The 24,705-nt window shown below is 28.9% G+C and carries 20 protein-coding genes and 2 other annotated features; of the genes, 2 read left to right on the top strand and 18 right to left on the bottom strand.

All coding sequences use genetic code 11. From position 1 onward, the window contains the following. Positions 1–92 precede the first annotated feature (92 nt). From AYC61_RS15555 to AYC61_RS15565, 4 genes are all read right to left on the bottom strand, one after another. Positions 93–2,750 carry a valine--tRNA ligase gene (locus AYC61_RS15555; RefSeq protein WP_066504481.1) on the bottom strand — a complete coding sequence of 886 codons (2,658 nt, stop codon included), beginning with the start codon at positions 2,748–2,750 and terminating at the stop codon, positions 93–95. A 354-nt stretch (positions 2,751–3,104) separates the two neighbouring features. Then, on the bottom strand, positions 3,105–3,278 hold the full coding sequence (locus AYC61_RS21395; protein ID WP_156456490.1) for a hypothetical protein: 174 nt from the start codon (positions 3,276–3,278) through the stop codon (positions 3,105–3,107). A 61-nt stretch (positions 3,279–3,339) separates the two neighbouring features. Beyond that, positions 3,340–3,574, bottom strand: a binding site (T-box leader). A 45-nt stretch (positions 3,575–3,619) separates the two neighbouring features. Continuing rightward, positions 3,620–4,168 (bottom strand): CDP-diacylglycerol--glycerol-3-phosphate 3-phosphatidyltransferase, encoded by a 549-nt coding sequence (pgsA, locus tag AYC61_RS15560; protein WP_066504490.1) that lies wholly within the window; start codon positions 4,166–4,168, stop codon positions 3,620–3,622. Between the two features lie 160 nt (positions 4,169–4,328). After that, positions 4,329–5,216 carry a DMT family transporter gene (locus AYC61_RS15565; RefSeq protein ID WP_082760002.1) on the bottom strand — a complete coding sequence of 296 codons (888 nt, stop codon included), beginning with the start codon at positions 5,214–5,216 and terminating at the stop codon, positions 4,329–4,331. A gap of 169 nt (positions 5,217–5,385) precedes the next feature. On the opposite strand from AYC61_RS15565, the gene AYC61_RS15570 reads away from it, so the two are divergent. Then, on the top strand, positions 5,386–5,604 hold the full coding sequence (locus tag AYC61_RS15570; protein WP_066504492.1) for a hypothetical protein: 219 nt from the start codon (positions 5,386–5,388) through the stop codon (positions 5,602–5,604). A gap of 527 nt (positions 5,605–6,131) precedes the next feature. On the opposite strand, the gene AYC61_RS15575 is transcribed toward AYC61_RS15570, so the two are convergent. From AYC61_RS15575 to AYC61_RS15590, 4 genes are all read right to left on the bottom strand, one after another. Continuing rightward, a complete protein-coding gene (locus AYC61_RS15575; RefSeq protein ID WP_066504493.1) occupies positions 6,132–7,469 on the bottom strand; it encodes an APC family permease in 1,338 nt (445 codons plus the stop codon). A gap of 135 nt (positions 7,470–7,604) precedes the next feature. Continuing rightward, positions 7,605–8,387: a 4Fe-4S binding protein gene (locus AYC61_RS15580; protein WP_066504494.1), complete on the bottom strand. Its 783-nt coding sequence runs from the start codon at positions 8,385–8,387 to the stop codon at positions 7,605–7,607. A gap of 435 nt (positions 8,388–8,822) precedes the next feature. Next, positions 8,823–10,514, bottom strand: coding sequence for a PatB family C-S lyase (locus tag AYC61_RS15585; RefSeq protein WP_082760003.1), 1,692 nt, complete (start codon positions 10,512–10,514; stop codon positions 8,823–8,825). A 549-nt stretch (positions 10,515–11,063) separates the two neighbouring features. After that, positions 11,064–11,522, bottom strand: coding sequence for a MarR family winged helix-turn-helix transcriptional regulator (locus AYC61_RS15590; RefSeq protein ID WP_242866818.1), 459 nt, complete (start codon positions 11,520–11,522; stop codon positions 11,064–11,066). A gap of 462 nt (positions 11,523–11,984) precedes the next feature. Here AYC61_RS15590 and AYC61_RS15595 point away from each other — a divergent pair, with 462 nt between their 5' ends. Beyond that, complete coding sequence (locus AYC61_RS15595) at positions 11,985–12,983, top strand: ABC transporter substrate-binding protein (RefSeq protein WP_066504500.1); 999 nt, start codon at positions 11,985–11,987, stop codon at positions 12,981–12,983. Between the two features lie 46 nt (positions 12,984–13,029). On the opposite strand, the gene trpS is transcribed toward AYC61_RS15595, so the two are convergent. From trpS to AYC61_RS15640, 10 genes are all read right to left on the bottom strand, one after another. Beyond that, positions 13,030–14,037 carry a tryptophan--tRNA ligase gene (gene trpS / locus AYC61_RS15600; protein ID WP_162265480.1) on the bottom strand — a complete coding sequence of 336 codons (1,008 nt, stop codon included), beginning with the start codon at positions 14,035–14,037 and terminating at the stop codon, positions 13,030–13,032. Positions 14,038–14,135: 98 nt separating this feature from the next. Beyond that, positions 14,136–14,339, bottom strand: a binding site (T-box leader). A 224-nt stretch (positions 14,340–14,563) separates the two neighbouring features. Next, positions 14,564–16,387 (bottom strand): putative bifunctional diguanylate cyclase/phosphodiesterase, encoded by a 1,824-nt coding sequence (locus AYC61_RS15605; RefSeq protein ID WP_066504507.1) that lies wholly within the window; start codon positions 16,385–16,387, stop codon positions 14,564–14,566. Positions 16,388–16,607: 220 nt separating this feature from the next. Then, entirely contained in the window at positions 16,608–16,784 is a 177-nt protein-coding gene (locus AYC61_RS21400) for a DUF6199 family natural product biosynthesis protein (RefSeq protein ID WP_156456491.1), read from the bottom strand. 444 nt (positions 16,785–17,228) lie between these two features. Next, on the bottom strand, positions 17,229–18,083 hold the full coding sequence (locus AYC61_RS15610; RefSeq protein WP_066504508.1) for a bifunctional 5,10-methylenetetrahydrofolate dehydrogenase/5,10-methenyltetrahydrofolate cyclohydrolase: 855 nt from the start codon (positions 18,081–18,083) through the stop codon (positions 17,229–17,231). A 147-nt stretch (positions 18,084–18,230) separates the two neighbouring features. Continuing rightward, entirely contained in the window at positions 18,231–18,881 is a 651-nt protein-coding gene (locus AYC61_RS15615; protein ID WP_066504515.1) for a hypothetical protein, read from the bottom strand. Positions 18,882–19,181: 300 nt separating this feature from the next. Then, a complete protein-coding gene (locus AYC61_RS15620) occupies positions 19,182–20,015 on the bottom strand; it encodes a DegV family protein (RefSeq protein ID WP_066504518.1) in 834 nt (277 codons plus the stop codon). Positions 20,016–20,250: 235 nt separating this feature from the next. Further along, entirely contained in the window at positions 20,251–20,988 is a 738-nt protein-coding gene (locus AYC61_RS15625; RefSeq protein WP_066504521.1) for a zinc dependent phospholipase C family protein, read from the bottom strand. 22 nt (positions 20,989–21,010) lie between these two features. Next, complete coding sequence (locus AYC61_RS15630; RefSeq protein ID WP_066504524.1) at positions 21,011–22,258, bottom strand: DUF1015 domain-containing protein; 1,248 nt, start codon at positions 22,256–22,258, stop codon at positions 21,011–21,013. A 76-nt stretch (positions 22,259–22,334) separates the two neighbouring features. Then, positions 22,335–23,405 carry a pyridoxal-phosphate-dependent aminotransferase family protein gene (locus tag AYC61_RS15635; RefSeq protein ID WP_066504527.1) on the bottom strand — a complete coding sequence of 357 codons (1,071 nt, stop codon included), beginning with the start codon at positions 23,403–23,405 and terminating at the stop codon, positions 22,335–22,337. Positions 23,406–23,697: 292 nt separating this feature from the next. Further along, positions 23,698–24,276, bottom strand: a complete 579-nt coding sequence (locus tag AYC61_RS15640; protein WP_066504530.1) for a 50S ribosomal protein L25 — start codon at positions 24,274–24,276, stop codon at positions 23,698–23,700. Positions 24,277–24,705: the final 429 nt, after the last annotated feature.

Below are 24,705 nucleotides of genomic sequence, written 5' to 3' on the forward strand. Positions count from 1 at the left end.
ATCAAATTTTTTTACTTATTTTTTATTATAGCATCTAACTAAAAAATATCATACAAAAAATACTGGACAAGCCAGTATTTTTGTATGATTTATTATTTATTTTTTATGCTCTCTAATCTTTCAAGCACTTTTTCCATCATAGTCTGATACTTAACTTGTTTTTCTTTTTCTTCCTCAACTACATGTGCAGGTGCTTTCTTTATGAACCCTTCATTTGAAAGCTTGCCTTTAACTCTCTTTAATTCGCCTTCTAATCTTTTCTTCTCTTTTTGCAATCTTTCTATTTCTTTTTCTATATCTACTAATTCATTCATTGGTAAGAAAATCTCACAATCTTCAACTACTGCTGACATAGCATCTTCATTAAACTCATCCTTGCTATTTAAAATACTAATATCAGAAGCTGCTGCCAAAGTCATAAAATATCTCTTACCATTTTCTAAAATTGCTTTCTTTGTTTCAGATTGTGTTATAAAAACTATGTTGCATTTTTTAGAAGGTATTACATTCATCTCCGCTCTTATATTTCTTATATTTTTTACTGCTTCCATAATGAATTCAAGAGTTTTTTCAGCCTCAGGGTAATCCATGTTTTCATCAAATTCTGGCCAAGTGCTAATCATTAAATCCTTATCATTGCCAGGAATATGCTGCCATATCTCTTCTGTTATAAATGGCATAAATGGATGCAAGAGTTTTAATATATTTCTTAAAACTGATAATAACACATATTTAACTGTTTCTTTATCAGCTTCATCTTCACCATATAATCTTGGTTTAACAATTTCAATATACCAATCACAATACTCATTCCAGATAAAGTCATATACTTTCTGAGCTGCCATACCAAGTTCAAATTTATCTATGTTATCAGCTGATTCTTTAGCCACAGTATTAACTCTCGATAGTATCCACTTATCTTCAGCTTTTAAATCGTATTTCTTACCTTTAGCTGATTCTAATGTATAATCACCTAAATTCATCATAACAAATCTAGAAGCATTCCATAGTTTATTTGCAAAGTTTCTACTAGCTTCAACTCTTTCTATATAAAACCTCATGTCATTACCTGGTGTATTACCAGTAATCAAAGAGAATCTTAATGCATCTGCACCATATTGCTCTATTATTTCTAATGGATCTATACCATTACCTAATGATTTACTCATTTTTAGTCCTTGAGAATCTCTTACAAGTCCTGTAAACACAACATGTTCAAATGGTATATCTCCCATGTTTTCAAGTGATGAAAATACCATTCTTGCAACCCAGAAGAAAATAATATCATAACCTGTTACTAATACATCTGTTGGGAAGAAATATTCAAGTTCTTTTGTATTATCAGGCCATCCTAATGTTGAAAATGCCCAAAGTGCTGACGAGAACCAAGTATCTAATGTATCTGAATCTTGATGTAAATTTGAACTTCCGCACTTAGAACAAGCTTCTGGCTTTTCTCGAGAAACAATTATCTCTCCACAGTCTTCACAGTAATAAACTGGTAATCTATGTCCCCACCATAACTGTCTTGAAATACACCAATCTCTTATATTCTCAAGCCAGTTAAGGTATATTTTATTAAATCTTTCAGGCACAAATTTTAGCTTACCATTCTTAACCACTTCTATTGCAGGTTCAATTAGAGGCTTCATTTTTACAAACCACTGCTTTGATAATGATGGTTCAACAGTAGCCCCGCATCTCTCACAATGTCCAACATTATGTCCATGATCTTCTATTTTAACTAAATAACCAGCTTCATCTAAATCTTTTACAATTTGCTTTCTCGCTTCATATCTATCTAAGCCAGCATATTTACCACCTTTTTCATTTATAGTAGCATCATCATTCATAATTTTTATTTGCTCTAAATCATGTCTTAAACCTATTTCAAAATCATTAGGATCATGAGCTGGAGTTATTTTAACAGCACCACTACCAAATTCCATTTCAACATAATCATCTGCAACTATAGGTATCTCTTTGTTAACCAATGGAAGTATGAGCATTTTTCCTATAAGACGTTTATATCTATCATCATCTGGATGAACTGCTACTGCAACATCTCCAAGCATCGTTTCAGGTCTTGTAGTTGCAATAATAATACTTCCTTCTTCACCCTTAATAGGATAGCTTACATGCCATAACTTTCCGCCTTCTTCTTGATGCTCAACTTCAGCGTCTGATATAGCTGTTTTACAACTAGGACACCAGTTAATAATTCTATTACCTCTATAAATTAAACCTTTCTCATATAATCTTATGAAAACTTCTTCAACAGCTTTACTTAAACCCTCATCTAGTGTGAATCTTTCTTTGGACCAGTCACATGAAATACCTAATTTTCTCAACTGTTTTTTGATATTTCCACCATACTCTTCAGTCCACTCCCATGCTTTTTCTAAAAACTTTTCTCTACCTAATTCTTCTTTAGTATTGCCTTCACTTTTTATCTTTGCTACTACCTTTGCTTCTGTAGATATAGAAGCATGATCTGTACCTGGCAGCCATAAAGCTTCAAAGCCTTGCATCCTTTTGTACCTAATCAAAACATCTTGTATAGTATTATTTAATGCATGACCCATGTGTAGATTACCTGTAACATTTGGTGGCGGCATCATTATTGTAAATGGCTTTTTGTCTTTGTTTGGTTTTGCTTCAAAATTTCCTGAATTCATCCAATATGCATACAATCTATCTTCGAATTCTTTAGGATTATATTTTTTTGCTAAATCTTCTTTCATTTTCATCATCCTCCTCTTTATATAGAACAATATTATTTATCAATTTTTAGATGAGACTGTCTCAAATTTTTTTGAGTCGCCCCATTGGGTTGTTTCAAAATGAGTAAAATTCAAGGCATTGTTTATACTAATTGAAACTCAGACTCATTCTTCCTCTGAGTAAACGATTCACCCTAAATCAAAGATTTAGGTTCTCTGCTTATAGATATGAGCATACTAGATGTAGCTCACTACTCACTTCGTTCCTAGGAATAAGTGATTTACAATAAATCATAGATTTCTGTTCTCTACTCATGATTAGTCGTGAAATATTTCAATAACGCAGAATTTTGCCATTTTGAGACAACCCTTGAGAATTTTTCACTTAAATTTTATTAGTAATAAAAGTGCTAAAATAGTTAATCCAAGCCCACTACTTTTTAAAATCAACAAGTGTTTCATATCCTTTATTTTACCTTTTTTATAAAGCTTATCTGCTCCAAAAACAATAATTCCACCAATTAAAATCAACACTATACCTAGTTCATACATCATTATCACTCCTCTTTATGCTTAGGTCAAAACACAAAATAGAAGAAAAAAAATCCTCATCCTTGATAAGGACGAAGACTATTTTCGCGGTACCACCTTAATTTTATAAAATTCGATTATTTAAATTTTATAACTCTTTCAATAATAATAACGGTTATAACCGTTTGAGACTACTATTATTTCATCTCAAAAGCTCATGAGCTACCTTCAACAAAAATTGCCATGTAATGTCTTTCAGCCAGTGAACACTACTCTCTATATAAGGATTTTTGTTTACTCCTCTCATTCATAGCATTTATGAAATATTAAATTAAAATATAATTACAATTATTATCCTATAATTTTTATTCTTTGTCAATGTTTTGATGCTTATTCTGATTAATTTTTTTAAATCCAATAAAATAATTTATAAAAGCAAACAATGCAATTAAAACTGCAATAGTTATAATAAAATAATTTAAATTTTTACTTATATCAAACGCTATTATAAAAATTACTATGTAAAAAGTTAAAGTTGATAATTTACCATACTTATTTGCTGGTATAACTGTTTTATCCATATGACAAAACAAGAAAAATCCTCCAAAAATCATCAATAATTCTTTTATAACTATAAATACTAAGACCCAGAATGGTAAATAGTTTTTTATATATAGACATACTATAACAGTTATAAGTGTAAGTTTATCAGCTAAAGGATCTAAAATAGTTCCCCACTTTGTAATCATATCATATTTTCTTGCAATATAACCATCTAGAACATCAGTAATGCCTGCTAATATAAAAATACATGTAGCATATATCACACTGTATTCCATATATGAAAAAAATATTAATACATAAATTGGTATTAGAATAAATCTTATAGTAGTAAGAATATTTGGTATATTCATCTTCCACCCCATAATTTTTTTAAAATTTGGATAACACAATATCATTTTATTATATTTTTCTATTCAATGCAAATATAGACATAATATAATCTGTTTTTTAGTATAAAACTATTTTATTACACTTGCGTCATTAATTCAATATTTTAAGTTATTATTAATATTATTTGCTATCTCTTATCATTGATATTCTATTTACACCAATCAATGATGACATTATTAATATTCCACCAATTATAATTCTTAATCCTAACGGATCAGCAAAGAAACTTGCTCCAATAATAACTGAAAAAATAATTCTACTAGCAGAAACTAATGATCCTGTGGCAGCATCTACATATCTGTATCCAGCAGTAATAAATAATTGACCTACAGCACCCAGTAAACCTGATATAATTATATAATACATATAACTAATTGAAACTGTTTCAAAACTAGGTAGAGCAGTAAAAAAACTCATAAGACTGCCAAACCCCATAAGATAAAATACTATTAAATAGCTTTCATCATACTTTCTGGCTTCTCTTAAAGACGTTATAGCAAACGCAGCAATAAGACCTGAAATAAGAGCAATTACATCTCCAATATTTATACTATTGAAATCAGGTACTACTACTAAATAATATCCAATAATTGTTAGACTTAAAAATAAATAATATATTTTGGGGATTTTTTCACCGTTGATTTTAGGCGCTATCAAAAAAACAAAAACTGGATAGGTCATATTTAACATATTTGCATTTGTAATAGTTGTAAGCTGTATTCCATAAAAGAATAATATTATTGTAAAAGTATTAAGAACAGCTCTAAGCGAAACCCACTTAACATTGTTAGGTCTAAGACTCTTTTTTTTAACTACAACATATGTACAAGCTAATATAAATCCTATAAAAAATCTTGAAAATGCCAATATACTTCCTGATAAATTTGTATTTACTGTAACTATTTTACCAAAAGCAGAACTTATTGCAAAAAAAATAGCTGATAGTAATAATAATACTATACCCTTGTATGTATTATTTGTTTTTGTCATAACCTCGCCTACTTTCATATCTTTAACTATACTTTTTATATAAATTAATATAGCTATAATTAAAGTTTAATTTAAAAACATATAAATTTCAACAAAAAAACCAATTATTTTGGGATTATGTGCAGTAACAAATATATAAATCAAAGAATATCATAATCGTAACAAGGTAAGGAGGTTTAATAGAATAATGCATAAACATAAATTTACTTATCTAATTATTATATTAATAATTATAATTAGCTTAACTTTAGTTGGGTGTAAAGAAAACAAAAGTCAAAATTTAAAACTAGTAAATACAATGAACTCTCAAGTAAACATTGACCAAAATATAGCAATAACAAAAGCATTGAATACAAAATATAATATTAAATCAATGACCGCTTTTTTAGTGGTCACTTACATATAGATGTAATAATTTGAAAATAATTATCAATATCTATAATAGTGTAAAATTTCTGGAATATATTACAATTTGACAACCAATACTTTGAAATTTTTCTAATTAAAAATTAAATTGCTTAAATTTATTTTAGCTCTCTAATATGTAGCGAGGGAGCCATGCAGGAATCTTTCTCTTACGCGGTGTGTATACATGTTTTGAGTAGAGAACAGAAATCTATGATTTCTTGTGAATCACTTACTGCTAGGAATGAAATGAGTAGGAGTTACCTCTTTATTATAAATTGAAGGAAAAAACATGCGTACCAATGTTCCTTAGAAAGAAACCCTGCATGTCTCCTAGCATCTTTATGGTTGCTAGTTAATAATACAAATTTATGTTTAGTATCCAGACTGGTATTAAATGTATTTAAAATTGCACTATTGTATTCAATATGATATATTATACTTATAATAAAAACCCATAGACGACTTGGTAGGCTGACTATGGGTTGAATCATTTTCTAAAGTCCTTATATCTCTAAATAAGGGCTTTTATGCGTTTTCAACACTTATTTCCATATTAACTTCTTTACTTCTAATTATACCAAATGCTATAGCAAATAACATAACTGCTGCATTTCCAATTAACCCAACTTTATCAAGATTAGCTGCCATCAATACAGCTTGAAGTGCTATAACTAAAACTGATACTATATTTAAAATATAAAACCAAGTGTTACTAACATGAAATGGAGAAGCTTCCCATTGTTTTGGAAAAAGCTTTGGAAGCCTAAAACATCCGAATCCAATAATTAATAAGCTTATAAAGTTAAGTAATAACGCAAAATTGGCAATATACTCAATATCAAGTCCTGTTAAAATAGGTATTAATCCAACTATATAAAATATTAATAAAAGCTTATAAGGTGTATTATATTTAGTATGAAGCTTAGCAAGTGAATTAGGAAACCATCCGTCGACACATGCCTGCATTATTGGTTTTGTAACCCAGCTTACAGTTGCATTTAGTGTAGTAATAAGTGCAAACATCGCACCACCTACGATGAAGAATACATACAACCAATTTGGTAAAATAGCTTCAGCAGCTAATGTTAAAGGCTTTCCTGCAACTTGATCAACTGGTAATACACCTGCTGCAACGGTACTCATTAAAGCATATAAACATGCAACAATAAGCGTCGCAACTATAAGAACAAATGGAATATCTCTCTTGGCATCTTTTGCTTCAGCACTAAGGTTAAGTATTACACTCGCGCCACCAGTTGCAAACGTTAATAATGCCATTGCTGTTAATAATCCTGTAATACCTTCTGTCATAAAACCTGGGTTTTGAAAATATCCCGGTTTTATTTCAAAAACTCCAAATCCTGTGAACGCTGCAAGTGCCACTGCAAGAATAACAACCATTGCTGATTGAAGTTTTGTAGCCTCTTTAACTCCAAAGAAGTTAATAACAAAAACTATTGTCAAAATAACTATTGCAACTAATTTGGGAGGTATTGCAGGTACTAGTGCAAAGAAATAATCAGCAAATGAAATTGCATACATTGCTATGGAAACGTTAGCTACAAGATAAATAATAATAAACATTCCCGCAAATTTCTTGCCAACAAATACTGCTGCTTGTGTATATTGACCACCTCTTAATCTTACTGAACTTGTTATGAAAATCATGGGAATAGTTAAACCAATAACTGCTACCGCAGCTAGCATAAATGCTAAATTTACAGAACGTCCTGTCATTGCAATAGCTACTCCTGTCAAAGCCATAATACCTGCACCAATGGTCTGCCCTATAGCCACTGGAAATAGTTCTTTACGCCCCAATGACTTTGTTAAATTTTTAGTTGAAACACTACTATCAGACATAATATTCCTCCTTGTTAGTTAAATATATCAGAGAGATTGTCTCAAAATGCCAGAATCCTTGTTATTAAAACACCTTATTTGACAACTAAAATTAACATTTTGAAACAACCCTTATCAGTTTATATGATCAATATATTAAATGAATATTTCAGGTTCTTTTCTGTCATGCGCCATAACTGCAAGAAGTTTAATTTGTTCTTTAAATTTAGGAACACTTACTTCTCTTGCACCTTCTGGACAATTTCTAACACATCTATAACATAGAATGCATCTAAAATTATCTGTTCTTTTAGGGTTATTAGGATCTATTGCTTTCATAGGGCAGATTTCTACACATTTACCACAGTTTTTACATTTATCATTAACCGTTGGTGAAATTGGCAAATCAGTTGAATGTTTGTACGGAAAATTACCAGGTACTTTTATATTTAAATCATCAAGATTTGATAAACTAGATATCTTTTCTAATATTTTCTGTCCAAACTCTTCTTGTTCTTTAGCGTCTGTTTCATCTGGTCTTCCTGCTCCTAATCCATTGTTAAAAGAATGTTCACCCACAAATGCAGCCGCAGCTACCGATTTAAATCCACACTTCTCAGCTCCATTTTTAAGTTCTAATAGTGCATCTTCATATGCTCTGTTACCATATACTACTATTGGTACGCATAATGTACCATCAGCAGCTGTTCTATTGAATATTTCTTTTGCAACAGGTACCATTCTACCATTATAAACAGGCATTCCAAAGAGTATCAATTCATCCTTTTCAAATACTCTTCTTTCCCATCTCTTATCAAAATCAGTTAAATCCAAATGTTTTATTTCTCCTATATCCATTCCTTTGGCTATGTTTTCTAGTGTTTTCTTTGTAGTACCTGTTGGTGAAAAATACATAAGTGTTACTTTATTAAATTTCATTTTTTCTACCTCCTATTATAATTTCTATAGTTAAGTGCAAAATGCTACACTATTCATAAATTCTACCTTTAAATGCATTGAAATAACTTTGTTTCCCCCATTTTAAGCATATATTAGTTATGAATACTATCAATATAGTCACTAGGTATCATCTAATGTTTCTTTGAAAGAGTGACTTCAAGAGTTCGTTTCTTCATCGTTTCTAAGTAGAAAACCAAAATCTGCGATTTTGAGTGAATCACTTACTGCTAGGAACGTAGTGAGTAGTGAGTTTCATATTTATTTCGAAACGAGCTCTTGTCGGAACCGTCAAAGATTATACACATATTGAAAAAACTATATGATAACGTGTAGAGATGATTCCCCTCGCCAAAAACTTATGAACTTAAGCAATAAAAGTTATCCACATTATATAAATTTACATTTTGTTACTACCTATAGTTTTTCTATCATTTCTTCAACGCTTGGAATATCTGATGCATCTTTACCATAATGTACAAATTCCACTATGCCTTTTTCATTAATTAAGAATGCTGCTGGTAATTGAAGTTCGTTTCCTTCATATTTTCCATGTTGTATACCCATTTGCATTGCTTTCATTCCTTTTTCAAGAACTTTTCCTGATGCCATACCCATTTGACTATAAGCTGTATTGAGATTATACAGTTTATATAATTTCTGGTCAGGATCACAAATAATATCATAAGGAATATCTTCTTTTTTTACTTGATCACTTATTGTCTCTGCATCACTTTGTAAAACTACAAATAATTGTGCATCTTTATCGGTAAACTCTTTATATCTTTCAATAAATTCTGCTATATCTACCTGACAAAGAGTACAGCCATAATATCTTAAAAACACAAGATAAGTTTTCTTATCAAGTTTAGATTTAAAATCAATATTTTTTTCCCAAGGTGTATCATATGTAAAGTCTCTTAATTTATCACCTATTCGAACTTTATTCATTGTGTTTGCTATTCTTACTAAACATTCATGAAGTATGCTTCTAGGACAAGCAACATTAATTCTTTGAAAATATTTACCTTCTGGTCCAAACATTGTACCCCCATCAAGTAATACATTTGCATCTTCTACCATAAGCTTATCAAGTTCTTCTCCACCTATGCGGTAAGCCTCTAAATCTATCCACGCTAGATAAGTTCCTTCTGCTGGAACATATTTAGCTTTAGGAAGATGCTTGTCCAAGAATTCCTTAATATAATTCATATTACCGTCAATATAATCATTTACTTGATCTAACCAGTCTTCACTTTCATCAAATGCTGCTTGAACGGCCCAAATTGAAAGTGGAGAAGAAGCACTCATCCCTACAACTTCATTCCATCTTTCTTTAAATTCTTTATTTTTAATAATTATATGTGACATTTGCAAACCTGCAAGATTAAATGATTTACTAGGTGCTGTACAAACAATGATTCTATCTTCTTTAGGGAAAAGTGTATCAATAACAGTATGTTTTACACCTTTTCTTACTATGTCATAATGGATTTCATCTGATACCAAAATTACATCATTTGCAAGACAAATTTCTCCTACTCTTCTTAGTTCTTCTTCTTTCCAAACCCTTCCCACTGGATTATGTGGTGAACATAAAACCATCATTTTATTGTTAGGATCTTTTGCTTTTGCTTCTAAATCTTCAAAATCCATAGTATAGTAACCATCATTATTAATTAATGCATTATTTACTACCACACGTTTATTATTTTCAATACTTGTTGTAAACGGATAATAAACAGGTCTTTGAATTATGACTCCATCGCCTTCTTTAGTAAAACATTTAATTAAATTGCTAATTGCAGGAACCACACCAGGACTAATAAAAATATCTTCAGAATGTACATACCAACCGAATCTTCTCTGCATCCATGAGCAAACTGCTCTATAGTATTCACCTGTCATACACATGCTATACCCAAATATTTCTCTATCAGTTCTTGCCTTAATTGCTTCTTGAATAGGTTTTGCACAAGCAAAATCCATATCAGCTACCCATAATGGTAATGTATCTGCATCAACTTCTGGGTTTATCATTGCACCAAATTCCCATTTTCCACTATTAGTACCCTTTCGGTCAACGATTCTATCTAAATCGTATTTCATAACAATCATCTCCTTTTTATTTTTTTATACTGTACTTGTACTTAATGATTAATATGCAGTTATCCTAGCTTATAATCTCGTTTAATGCTATTTTTATACATCTCACCTTCTTACTTTATTTAATAATTTATATACCTTTGAAAATGAGTAATCTATGTTTGCTAATTTATTTGCAGCAAACGTTTTTTTACAGTCTATTTTTACACCTATTTCTTGATAGGTGACAAAATATAAACTATAAAAAGATAAAACATCACATAATAGTTTAGGTTCTATACTATTCGAATAAAAAAAATCATTTTGCTATTATTTTACATTAGTTTAGCATCTATACTATTTGCGTGTATAAAGCTATTATTTCATTCCTCAAAGGCTATCTTTTTAAAATACATTAGGAAAATTATATTTGTAACAGCTAATGTATAATTTCCTATGTATTTTAATAGTTTAGGACCTATACTATAATAATATAAAAAATAAATACTTTATTACTTTACTAGTATAATATGATTCTTCGTATTTTGTCAAGTATTTTGTTTAAATGTCACTTTATGAATTTTTCCCATATTTATCCATGTTACGCAGTACTTTCAAACAAGTTGAAATTTCTTGAGTTCTTACGTTTTTTATGCTATCTAGATACATTTGGTAATTTTTTTTATCTAATTCTTTATGAAATTCAAATATTTTTTGTCCTTTTTCTGTTAAGGATAATTTTATTCTCCTATTATCTTCAGGTTCCTTTTCTTTATTTACTATTTTTTTTTCAGTTAATTTATCAATTATTTGAGAAACAGCTCCTTTAGTCTTTCCTGTTATATTCGCAATATCAGTTACTCCTATACGCTCAGATTTACCGATTAATTTTATAGTATGTGCTTCAACCATATATAACAAATCATCTGTTCCATAGTTTCGTGGAACTGAATCATATGCATGTATATCTCTAGAAATTTTGTATATTAATTCCATGAATTCATCAAATACTTGTTCTCTTTCTCTATTCATCAAACAAAAACCTTCCTTATGTATTAATTTATTTGCAATAAATATTATATCATATTATGTTCACCTTTATAACTCCATATAAACTTTTATGTTTTTAATATCCTCTTTTAAATATAACAAATTATATAACCTGCTTAAATATATTAAGTTTTTTGTAATACTTATGAGCAAAATAAGTTGACTAATAATTTTTGTTATACTACAGACCAATGGTGATTTTTATCTGTTGTCATTATTTAATCATAATACTAAATTTATTAAATTTTAAATATTGCATATTTTGTTTCACTGGTTCTATCTTTGGTACAGTTTGCGCTTTGAGTAGTATTTTACTTTTTCTTTGAACAAACCAAAGCCTGTAATTTATCGCTTATTCACATTTTGAAATTAAGTAGAATATAATAAAAAAAGTCTTTATCTTAAATTTGAGATTTTTTAACTTATTGTAATAAGGAGGTTATTATGAAAAAAATTTTTTGTTTGTTTATCATTGTTGTAATAATAGTTGCTATATTTACTATTGGGAACGAAAATGGAACTACAAAAAAAGTAAAACTAGTAGAAGTTACTCACTCTGTCTTTTATGCTCCACAATATGTTGCTATAACTCAAGGTTTCTTTGAAGAAGAAGGTTTAGAGATAGAACTTTCAAATGGAAAAGGTGCTGACAAAACAATGACTGCTTTATTAAGTGGTCAAGCCGATATCGGATTTATGGGACCTGAGGCTTCAGTCTATGTTTATAATCAAGGCAAGAAAAATTATGCTATTAATTTTGCACAGTTAACACAAAAAGACGGATCATTTTTGATAGGAAGAAAAAAAGACGAAAACTTTACTTTTGATAATCTCAAAGGAAAAACTATTATAGGAGGCAGAAAAGGCGGTATGCCTGAAATGACTCTTGAATACGTACTTATAAAAAATGGACTCACTCCCGGTAAAGATTTGAAAATCAGAACAGATATTCAATTTGCTGTTATGGCAGGTGCTTTTACAGCAGGAGAAGGCGATTATGTAACCTTATTTGAGCCAACAGCGACTACTCTTGAAAAAGAAGGTAAAGGCTTTATATTAGCATCCATAGGAACAGAAGCAGGTTATATTCCTTATACCTGTTACTCGGCTACTAAAAACTATATTGAAAATAATCCTGATGTTATTCAAGGCTTTACTAATGCTATTTATAAGGGAATGTTATGGGTTCAAAATCACACTGAAGAAGAAATTGCAGATGCAATATTCTCGCAATTCCCAGAAACAGATAAAGATACACTAATAAATCTAATAAAAAGATATAAGAGCCAAGATACTTGGACACCTAACCCGGTGCTAACTAAAGAAGGCTTAGAGCACATGATGGATATTATTGAGATGGCGGGTGAACTAGATAAACGTGCCCCTTATGAAAAAATTGTTAATACCGAATTTGCTGAAAAAGCAATTAATAATTTAAAATAGACTGCCTAACATATAAGGGGAGTAATGAACTCCCCTCTTAACAAAATTACTTAAACTTTCTTGGTATAAAGCCAACTTTTTTATATACTTTTCTAAGTGTTTTTCTTGCTGTTTTTTCAGCTATATTCGCACCTTCCATGTATATATTTTCTAAATAATCTTTATTTTTCATTAAATAATCAAATTTTTCTCTTACAGGTCTAAGTCCTTCAATGATTACCTCAGCTAGATCTCCTTTAAACTGTCCATAACCTTTTCCTTCATATTTGCTTTCTATTTCTTCAATACTTTCTCCTGTTATTGTAGAATAAATAGTCATTAGATTTTTTATTCCTAGCTGCTCATCATTGTATTTTACCAAGTTTTCTGAATCAGTAACAGCTCTTTTAATCTTTCTTGTTATTGCATCAGGCTTATCGAGTAACAATATATAGCCATTATCATTTTCATCTGATTTTGACATCTTGCTAGTAGGATCTTGAAGACTCATAATCCTTGCTCCAACTTTAGTTATATATGGATCAGGCACCTTAAATGTCTCACTATATCTATTATTAAATCTATTTGCTAAATCTCTAGCTATTTCTAAATGCTGTTTTTGATCATGACCTACAGGTACTAAATCTGCTTGATAAAGCAATATATCAGCTGCCATTAAAACTGGATAAGTGAATAAACCAGCATTTAAATTAGCTTCATTCTTTTTAGCTTTTTCCTTAAATTGGGTCATTCTATTAAGTTCACCCATATATGTCATGCAATTCAAAACCCATGACAATTCAGCATGTGCACTAACATGCGATTGAATAAACAATGTATTCTTTTCTGGATCTATTCCACACGCAATATATGAAGCTAATAATTCCAGTGATCTTTTTCTTAATATCTTAGCTTCTTTAGGCACTGTTATAGCATGTAAGTCTACAATACAATAATAGCAATTATATTCATCTTGAAGTTTAACCCAGTTTTTTATAGCTCCCAGATAATTACCTAATGTCAATTCTCCTGATGGTTGAACACCACTAAATATAACTTTCTTGTCCATATTAATACCTCCTAGTATTATTTTGAAACTTTCTCACTTGATTTCTTAAAATGAGTAAGTAATTCACACAAATCAAATTTAGGGTACAAAAAAACTCACGTCTATAATGAGACGAAAGTTCACTTCCGCGGTACCACTCAACTTGGTATATACCCACTTATTCATAACGGCGAATACCGTCAAATCCTACTCTGGTTTCAGATTTGAACTCATAAGTCCATTCAATGCACATCCCTGTTTCGAGCTCACACCATCCTCAAATCGCTTTTCATTTCAATGCATTTACTAATCTTATTCATCGATTTATCTTTATTATCACAAGATTTATGAAACCTTTATAAATCTTCTCAAGGCTAACTTTTTTCTATAACAAAAATATAAATCAAAATTCTAATAATAAATTTATAATTATTATACACAAAATGGTTATATAATATTATTACATATTTATTTAACATATGCAATATACAATTAATTATATAAGTTTTAAATTAATACACTTCAAAATCATTTTATATAATTAAGCAGCTCCTTATTCCTCATAATCTAAAATTTCTCTTATCCCATTAGCATTTAAAGGTGGATAAAAATAATACCCTTGAAGTTGATCACACTTTACTTCATTTAAGCAAACTACCTGTTCCTTTGTTTCAGCACCTTCTGCTACAACCTTCATATCTAAACTATGCGCCATAGCAACAATACTTTTAACTAAATTTAGATCATTATCTGTTTTAGTTATATCGTCAACAAAAGATTTGTCAATTTTTAAATAGTCGTATGGAAATTTCTTCAAATAACCCAAAGATGAGTAACCAGTTCCAAAATCATCTAAAGATAAATATACACCAATATCTTTCAACTCATTCATGATTTTAACGGTGTGTTCCATAGATTCCATAGCTGTAGTTTCTGTTATCTCTAAATCTAGCAGTTGAGGTTTTAAACCTGTTAGTTTTAAAACTCTATTTACAGTTTTAACTAAATGCCTGGATCTAAATTGTACTGCTGATATGTTAACAGACATAATAAGAGGTTCATAACCCTGTATTTGCCACTCTATACTTTGTTTACAGGCTGTTTCTAATACCCAATCACCTATTGGTTCAATAAGTCCATTTTTTTCAGCTAACGGTATGAATTTTACTGGACTTATTATACCTTTTACAGGATGTCTCCATCTAATAAGCGCTTCTACACCCATGATTTTCATTGTAAGTAAATTAATTTTAGGTTGGTAATAAACTTCAAATTCATTATTTTCTAAAGCTTTTCTCAAATCATTTTCTAATTTAATTTTTTTAGTAGCATTTTCATCTACTAATAATCCGTAGACTTCATATTTATTACCAATTTTTTTCTTTGATTGATACATAGCTAAATTAGAATTCTTTACTAACGAATCTGCATCTTCTCCATCTTTAGGATATACACTAATCCCAATACTAACAGATATATATATATCATGTCCTTTAATTACAAACTTGTTACTAAAAACATTTAGTAATTTGGATGCTATATTAGTTAAATCCAATTTGGAACCTACATCATACTTTAAAATTATAAATTCATCTGCTCCTATCCGTGCAACTATATCTCTATCATGCATTAAGATTTTAAGTCTCGCCGATACCTCTTTCAATAACATATCTCCAATCTCAAACCCTAATCCATCATTCACTTTTTTAAAATCATCTAAATCTAAAAATAATATAGATAATTTAGTATTATGTGACTTAGCATATTCAATAGCTATTTTTAATCTTTCATTTAGAAGAAGTCTATTAGGTAATCCTGTCAACGGATCATAATTAACTTTATAATTGTTCTTTGATGATTTAATGTTGGTGATGTCTGTAAATATGGCTATGTATTTAATGATTTTATTATTATCATTTTTAATTGATTTAATTTTAAGTATTTCTAAATAAGCCTCTCCATTTTTTCTTCTATTCCATATTTCACCTTCCCAGAAACCTTCATTAATTAAGCTTTTCCACATGCTATCATAAAATTTTGGTTCATGGCTATCAGATTTTAATAAAGAAGTTTTTTTCCCCTTTGCTTCTTGTATTGTATAACCAGTTATTTCTGTAAAAGCTAGGTTCGCCCACTGAATAATGGCATTCTCATCAGTTATAACAATACCTTCTGAAATATTATCAAAAATTTTATCAGAAATCTCACTTTGAATATACATATATTCCATTGCCAATTGCATATCCGTAGTATTATAATACTTTATAAAATCTTTTATTTTTTCTCCAACTAATAATTCAGAATTTTTGGATAAAAACTCATATTTATTATTTTTCATAAGTTCTTTCATAAATGTTTCTTCATATATATCTTTCATGCCACTCCCCCATGAAAAGGTTTTGTTTTACTAATATTATTAAATACACTTGTATCTATTATTGCATATTTAAGCTATTCATTCAATAAATTTAAATTAAACATATGTTCAATATCGTTTCTGAGGAAATAATTGCTAGTATTAGTTAAACGTTTAAGCCTAAGGTAATATAATACACTAACCTAAAGCGAAAGTTAAAGCTACCCACTATTTGTCTAGCTTAATAAAATATTATCCTAATCAAACTAAATATTATCAATATCAATCCAATTAATTTTGTAAAAAAAATAGCTGCATCACTTGGTTCAACATCCTTATATTTCCATGAATTCGAAAGAAACTCTGGTTTAGCAATAGCTAAAATACCAAACAGTATTAAAATGACTTCGCCAAACATTACAACACCCCCTTCATTTAAATTGGTAGTTAATGCAAAATGATACACTCTTTAAATATAGCCTTTGCATAAACTACCAATACAGTAACTAGGAACTGTCAATGGCTATACATCTACTATAAAATTGTCGAATACAGTTACATGTATACTTATGCGTTCAAATAATAAATATAGTTTATATAGCCCGTTATATTATACTATTTTAATTCTAAACCTTCTCATCTTTTTCACTGATATTGTATAATAACCTCTTATGAATTAAACCAGTAATGATAAATATACCTCTCTTACTTTAGCTAATAAAATATATTCATCACTAGATTCTACATTTCTATAGCTCAAGTACCTGCCATAAATTTTTGTTTAATATGTGTATTATTACATAAAAAATTTCTTACCTTTAATATCCTCATATTAATAAAACAGTTAAACTACAACCCTTTATTATAAAATACCATTTTGTATTTTAAATGCCTTAATAACATGTTTTGCTAATATAGAAGTCGTTACTGAACCTATCCCTTTAGGTACTGGTGTAATCTTTGATACTTTGTCCTTTACATTATCAAAATCAACATCTCCACAAAGTTTTCCGTTCTCATCCACATTAATACCTACATCTACTATAATAGCATCTTCTTTAACATAGTTTTCTTTAACAATTTTTGCAATTCCACATGCTGAAACAATTATATCTGCTTCGCTTGCTATCTGAGGTGTATTTTTGGTTTTGCTATGACATATTGTAATAGTAGCTCTTTCATTTAATAGTAAAAATGATACTGGTTTACCTACTACATTAGAAGCTCCAATTATTACAACATCTTTACCTTTAACCTCTATATTGTAAAATTTCAGTAATTCCATTACTGCAACAGCTGTACATGGAACAAAGCCTGATTTATCACCTTCATATAATTTACCGAAATTTATAGGATTGAAACAATCTACATCTTTTTTGTAGGATATTTCATATTTTATGTCTGCTTCATCAATATGTTTTGGTAGTGGTCGAAATACAAGAATCCCATTTACCAAATCGTCTTCATTTAGTTTTCTTAATAAACCAACAAGATTATCTTTATTCACATCAGCTTCTAACTCGTGTACTTCAACATCAATTCCAATCTTAGCACACCTATTTTTAGCTCCTCTTTCATAAGCTAAATCATCAGGATTATTACCTACTCTTACAATAGCAAGTCTTGGAGTTTTATTATTTTTCTTAAACTCATTAACCTGTTTCTCTAAATTTTCACTTATACTATCAGCTACTGGTTTACCCCTTAACAATTCCACATTATCCCCTCCTAGTTAGCCTAAATTATTTAGGATGATTATTATAATTATTATAATTATTATATAATAAATTATACCAATTTAAAAGAGAATTTGGAAACTGCCTATTTTATTATTAGTAAAATTAATTTTTTTAGGCTTTAATCATTATATTTTTCTAAACCTACAATTTACACTCTTACATTTGCTACAATCATGATTCTTGTATTTTATTTCCAGATTAGTACCTGCTCCATATATACTTGCTAACGATTTAATGGGATCTAATATATAATTGCTACCTGTATATATACCAAGCTTTGAAGATGCTGATAATTTAGTTGCAATATCTTTTTGATATTCTAGTGGTAAAACAGTTTTATCTGAGTAAATTTCATCTCCAGCACTTATTCTATTAGTTAAACCCATTTCTAATTTTGCAGCATGGTTATAAAGTTTATCATATAGCTGATTACTTATGTCAAATAAAATATAATCTATCATAATATCAATCATTATGCCTTTTATATGTTTACCATCAATAAAATATTTTTGCATTAACATACTTATATCTCTACCAACTGTTAACAAACATAAATAGATATATTTACAATTATAAAAAACTTCAAAATTATATTCTTCAGGCTTAACCATCAGCTTGAAAGCTGCTCTTGGATTAATATTATGTATTACTTCCTCAGCTACATCTTGATAAACCTTATCAACATAATTATATTCATTTGAGTTCATATCATAATTTAAAATATTAAGTACAACTTTTTTATTTAATTTTATATCAAAATCCTTAATTATTTGCATAATATCATCCTTTTAGCTATAAAATCATAACTTGTTAAAAGTTTGTCTAAAATAGACAATTTCTACTTTGAATAGAGAATGGAAATAAAAATGATTCTTAGTTTCAATTAATCTGCAAATTGCCTTAAATTTACTCATTTTGAAACAACCAAAAAGGGCAACTCAAACAAGTATTTTGAGACAACCCCTTATACTATACTACAAAAAATTCAAACCTGCCACATAAAAATATTTTCTGAAATTTAAGAGGAAGGTTTAATAATATCATTACATATCTATAAAGAATAAAATTATAGTCAACTAAAAAGCTATTACTATACCACCTTCATTAGCATAAACTGTACTAATTGGTGCTGCCTCTACTATTATAACATCTTTAAAATTAAGTCTCTTTACAACATCTTCTTTAAATTTCAACGCTCTATCAAGGCAATTACAATGAGTTATACCTAATATTTTATCCTCTATATTTAATCCTTCTGATTCAATTATATCAATTAATTTTTCTAAAGCTTTTTTTGTACCTCTTACCTTTTTAACAAGTTCTATTTCACCTAAATCATTACCTTTCATAATTGGTTTGATAGATAAAGTTGAAGCTAATTTTCCTTTTAATTTACTTATTCTTCCAGCTTTCACCAAATTATCTAATGACTCTAATACAAAAAACGTCTTCATTTCATCTATATAACTGTTGACCTTTTCAACAATAATTTTTTCTGATAAGTTTTGTTGTATATATTCAGCTATTTTCATGCTTACTAAAGTTTGACCTACTGATGCACTTTTTGAATCAAACACATGAATAAACTTTTTACCCATATCTTCTAAGAAGATCTCTTTTGCTAACATCGCATTATTATATGTACTACTTAATTTAGATGAAAGAGTTACTACAAAAACTTTTTCTATACCTTTAAAAGCATTAATAAATTTTTCTGGTGATGGACTTGAAGTTTTAGGAGATGTTAAACACTTTTTCATCTCACCAATAATTTTTTGCGGACTTAAACTTTCTACTCCCAAAAAGTTCTTATTACCAACTTGAATATTTAGTGGCACTATATTAATATTTAATAATTTTTTTAATTTATCATTCAAATCACAAGAACTATCACTAATTATCTTAAACATAATAAAACCGTTGCCTTAATGATCCTTAGATTGATTTAAATCAATGCAAAGCTACTATTAATCAACGGTTAAACACCCTCCTTTATATAAATTGCTTTGCTCATTGCATAATTAAATAACATACAATCTTCTCTTATTTTAATGATATCATAAAATTTAAGTTTATCAAATATTTTTATCATTCATTGTAAATTAAAATGCTTAAGCAATTTTTTTTAAAATATTCCTGCCCAAATCACATTGTATTTTCTACTGTGTTATCAATAAAACATACATCTTTTAAAAACATAAGCATACATCCTGCTGTAGATTGCTGTGCTAAAGGCAATGCCTCTAATGAAATCCTACGAAATCTATCTTTATCATTTTCAATTTTATTATATGAATTATAAAGATGAATAGCATTATAAGCATTATAACAGATATACTCTTTTACATTGTTTTTGTAAATAATTTCCTCATGACTTTTATATTCTTTTACTCTCTTATAGATTTTTTTTACATATGACTCAAACTTTCTATGTTTATCTAATAGTCGTATATTTACATGTTGTGGAATTGTAACATCTTGAATAAGATGAACACATGCCCCTAAATTAAATATAGCATTTTCAAATAGACCATTATTCCAATTGTCCAAAGCTAGATTATAATATTTCTCAGCAAGATATAGGGCGTTATAGTGTCCATACAAACCTCTTTCTTTAATCGGATTATAAAAATGTCCAATACTCTTAAAATCTTGATCTGCCCAAACAACACCTTTGTTTAAATCTTTTTTATAGTATTCTAATAATTCATATTCACGATAATGACCACTTTCATAAATAATTCTTAGCGATTGGTTATTTATAAATTGATGAACTTTACATTCATTTTTATATACCCTTTTTTTGACAGTATTAACAACTTTAAGAACTGATCTAAATGCAACACCATAATATCTTTCTACCGTACTCGCCCATACTCTCATAATTAGTAATCCACCTTCTATTCTAGTCTAGTTCATGTACAAATAATCCACTTCTGAGCTTTGGTTCAAACCATGTTGATTTTGGCGGCATAATCTTGTCAGCATCAGCTACTTTTAACAAATCTTCTATAGTAGTTGGATACATAGAAAAAGCTACCTTCATGTCATTTTCTACTCTAGTTTCAAGTTCTTCTAACCCTCTAATACCTCCTATAAAATCAATTCTCTCATTTGTTCTAGGATCATCAATTCCTAATATAGGTTTTAAAAGATTATCTTGTAGTATTGATGCATCTAAACTACTAACCTCATCATTCTTGTTAAAAGTATTTTCTTTAGCTATCAAGCTATACCATTTATTATCTAAATACATGCCAAATTCATGCTTTTTATTTGGCTTGTAACATCCTTGTCCTTCGTAAGGTCTAACCTCAAATTTTTCTTTTATTTTTTCTATAAATTCATCTGATGTCAATCCATTTAAATCCTTAACAACTCTGTTATAATCCATTATATACAAATCTTCATCTGGAAAAGCAACAGATAAAAAGTAATTGAATTCTTCATTTCCATTATAATTAGTGTTTCGCTTTCTTCTTTTTAAAGCTACTTTTATAGCAGATGCTGATCTATGATGACCATCTGCTATATATAAATATTCAATTTTCTTAAATATGTTAATTAAGCTCTCAATAATTTCCTTATTATCAATAACCCAAACTATATGTTTAATTTCATCATCACTGATAAAATCATACACGGGTCTATTATTATCCATCCAAGACTGAATTATGTTACTTACTTCTTTATTTTTCCTATAAGTTAGAAAAATCGGTGCTGTATTAGCATTGCAATAATCAAAATTGTTAATTCTATCAATTTCTTTAGATGGTCTAGTATGTTCATGCTTTTTAATTTTATTATTTAAATAGTCATCAACACCCGCACAACCTACTAAACCTGTTTGTATTTTACCATTCATTTCTTGTCTATAAATATAAAAACACTTCTGTTTATCTCTTTTTAGAAAACCTTCGTTAATAAACTTGTTTAAATTCTCTTTTGCTTTTTGATAAACTCTATTATCATATGGTGATATGTCATCATCTAGATCTATTTCAGATCTAACAACATGTAAAAAAGACTTATCATTAGAAAAAGCCATTTTTTTTGCCTCTTGTCTATTCATAACATCATAAGGTAAAGAAGCAACCTTATTCGCAAACTCTTCAACTGGTCTTAGCGCCTTAAATGGTTTAAAAACTGTCATAAGAAATCCCCCTATACTATATTGTATTATCACTTAATACAAATTACAACACTTTAACCTGTGGTAATTTATTCAATTAAAGCTTTAAAATGTCTTCAATAACACCTAACAATTCTTTAATGTCATCTAATCTCGTTTCAGCCATATGACCTATTCTAAAAGCTTTATTTTTCAATATGCCATACCCGTTTGATATTAAATATCCTCTATCATCAAGCTGAGATACCAAACTGCTAACATCTATATTGCTACTATTTTTAACATTTGTCAATGTAATAGATGCATAATTTTCATCAGCGAATAATTCAAAATGTTTTTTTGCCCATGTTCTAACATAATTAGCCATTTCTTCATGTCTGGCATATCTGTTTTCTAAACCTTCTTCAAAAATTTTATCCAACTGATAATCCAGTGCATACATGTGCGAAATTGATGGTGTTGAAGGATATTGATAATCTTTCTTTATAATAGCTTCATGTAATTTTAGTAAATCAAAATAAAAACCTCTATTTTTAACAGTCTTAGCAACTTCTAAAGCCTTTTTTGATATTGTACAAATGGACATTCCCGGTGGAACACCTAAAGCTTTCTGAGTAGATGCTATACAAATATCTACCCCCCACTCATCTACAGGAATTTTTACACCTCCAGCCGAACTAACAGTATCTAGACAATAAACAATATCCTCATATTTTTCAATAACCTTGCTAATTTCACTAACAGGATTCATAACTCCTGTAGAAGTTTCGTTGTGAGTAAGCGTGATTAAATCATATTTGCCAGTAGCTAGCGCTTTTTCAACAATATCAGCTGTTATAGGTTTACCCGGCTCACTTTGATACAAATCTGCCTCTATACCATTTGCTATAGCAATTTCATACCATTTGTTCCCAAAAGCTCCAGTGGAAAATACAGCTGCCCTTTTTCTAGTGCACGACCTCACAGCACCTTCCATTAACCCAGTTCCAGAAGATGTTGATAATAATATCTCATTATTAGTATAAAATAACTTCTTTAATTTATCACTAATACTTCTTTGAAGTTCAGAAGCTTCTTTTGTTCTATGACCAATTAATGGTCTAGCCATCTGATCCAGTACATCCTGATCAACTTCAACAGGACCTGGAATAAATAATTTCTTATGCATAATAATCCTCCTGATACAAACCAAAATTTTTACTATCTAACTTTAAAGCATTGATGTGTAATGTTAAAAAAAATTTAAATATTAAAAATTTTTTAAATTTTATTATTAGAATACCACATTAAAGTATAACATTAAAGTGTTTTTGGTAAAATTTAAGTAAAAAAATACTTTTCAGACTATAATTTTATATATCCTTCCAAATTCTAAACAAACATATAAAGCTGCAAAAATCACAAATAACATTCCATGATTCTTACAGCTTTGAGTGAATGATTCTATATTTTATATGTTATTAGATGGTATCATCTTCATCATCAGGGGTATCAACAACAATATCTGCTGCTTTTATAATTGCTAATACTGTGTCAGAAGCTTTACTTACTCTTATTTTATCATCTAATTTTAAATCCGCTATAGTAATTGTTTCATTGGCCTCTTTATTACTTACATCAATATTTAAGGCATCAGGAATAATATTTAGCTCACCCATAACTTTAATTTGAGGTAGATTAACCTGAAGTATCAATCTTCTTCTTTCTAATTCTTCTCTACCTGTAAAAATAATTGGGATTTCCCAATTTACTTTTTCTGTATTATTAACAAGTTGAATATCTAAATGCTGTATTTTAGATGTAGTTGACTCAATATCAACATCTTTAATAATACCTATTTTCTTTTCACCATTGATATTTAAAATAATTCTAGTTCTACCGCCATATTGATTTAATACACGAACCACATCTTGATAATTTAACTTAATTGATTCACTTTGAATTGCATGTCCATATATTACTGCTGGAACAAATCCTTGCCTTCTGGATTTTTTACCTTTTTCATTTCTTACTGTTGCAGTAAGTGTTGCTACATTCATAATATACCCTCCTCATTATTGTTTAATTTTATATCAAACTAGAACTATATTAATGGTAGTTCTATATATTTACAAAAACAAGTTGATAAATAGCATTTATGTACTTTATGATACTTAAGTTCATGTTTCTATTTAATGGTAATTATTTCATATGCAACAAGGCACTTCACTCTTTATTTGCAAAATGCCTTTTCTTTTAATATATCACATGTGTAAATGATTTTCAACATTGGTTTATTGTACCACTTTATTGAAACCTTATATTTTAATGTAATCCTTTAATATTTTTAACTATTCCCAAAATTAAAAATATATGTATATAAACATATTCATATAAGAACCTATAACAACTATTCTAACTCACATAACTATTATCTTGACCATATTATATGGTATAAAAGTAAAACTTGTAATCATATAGTAGGGAGA

Source organism: Abyssisolibacter fermentans (genome assembly GCF_001559865.1).
GTDB classification, from domain to species: domain Bacteria; phylum Bacillota; class Clostridia; order Tissierellales; family MCWD3; genus Abyssisolibacter; species Abyssisolibacter fermentans.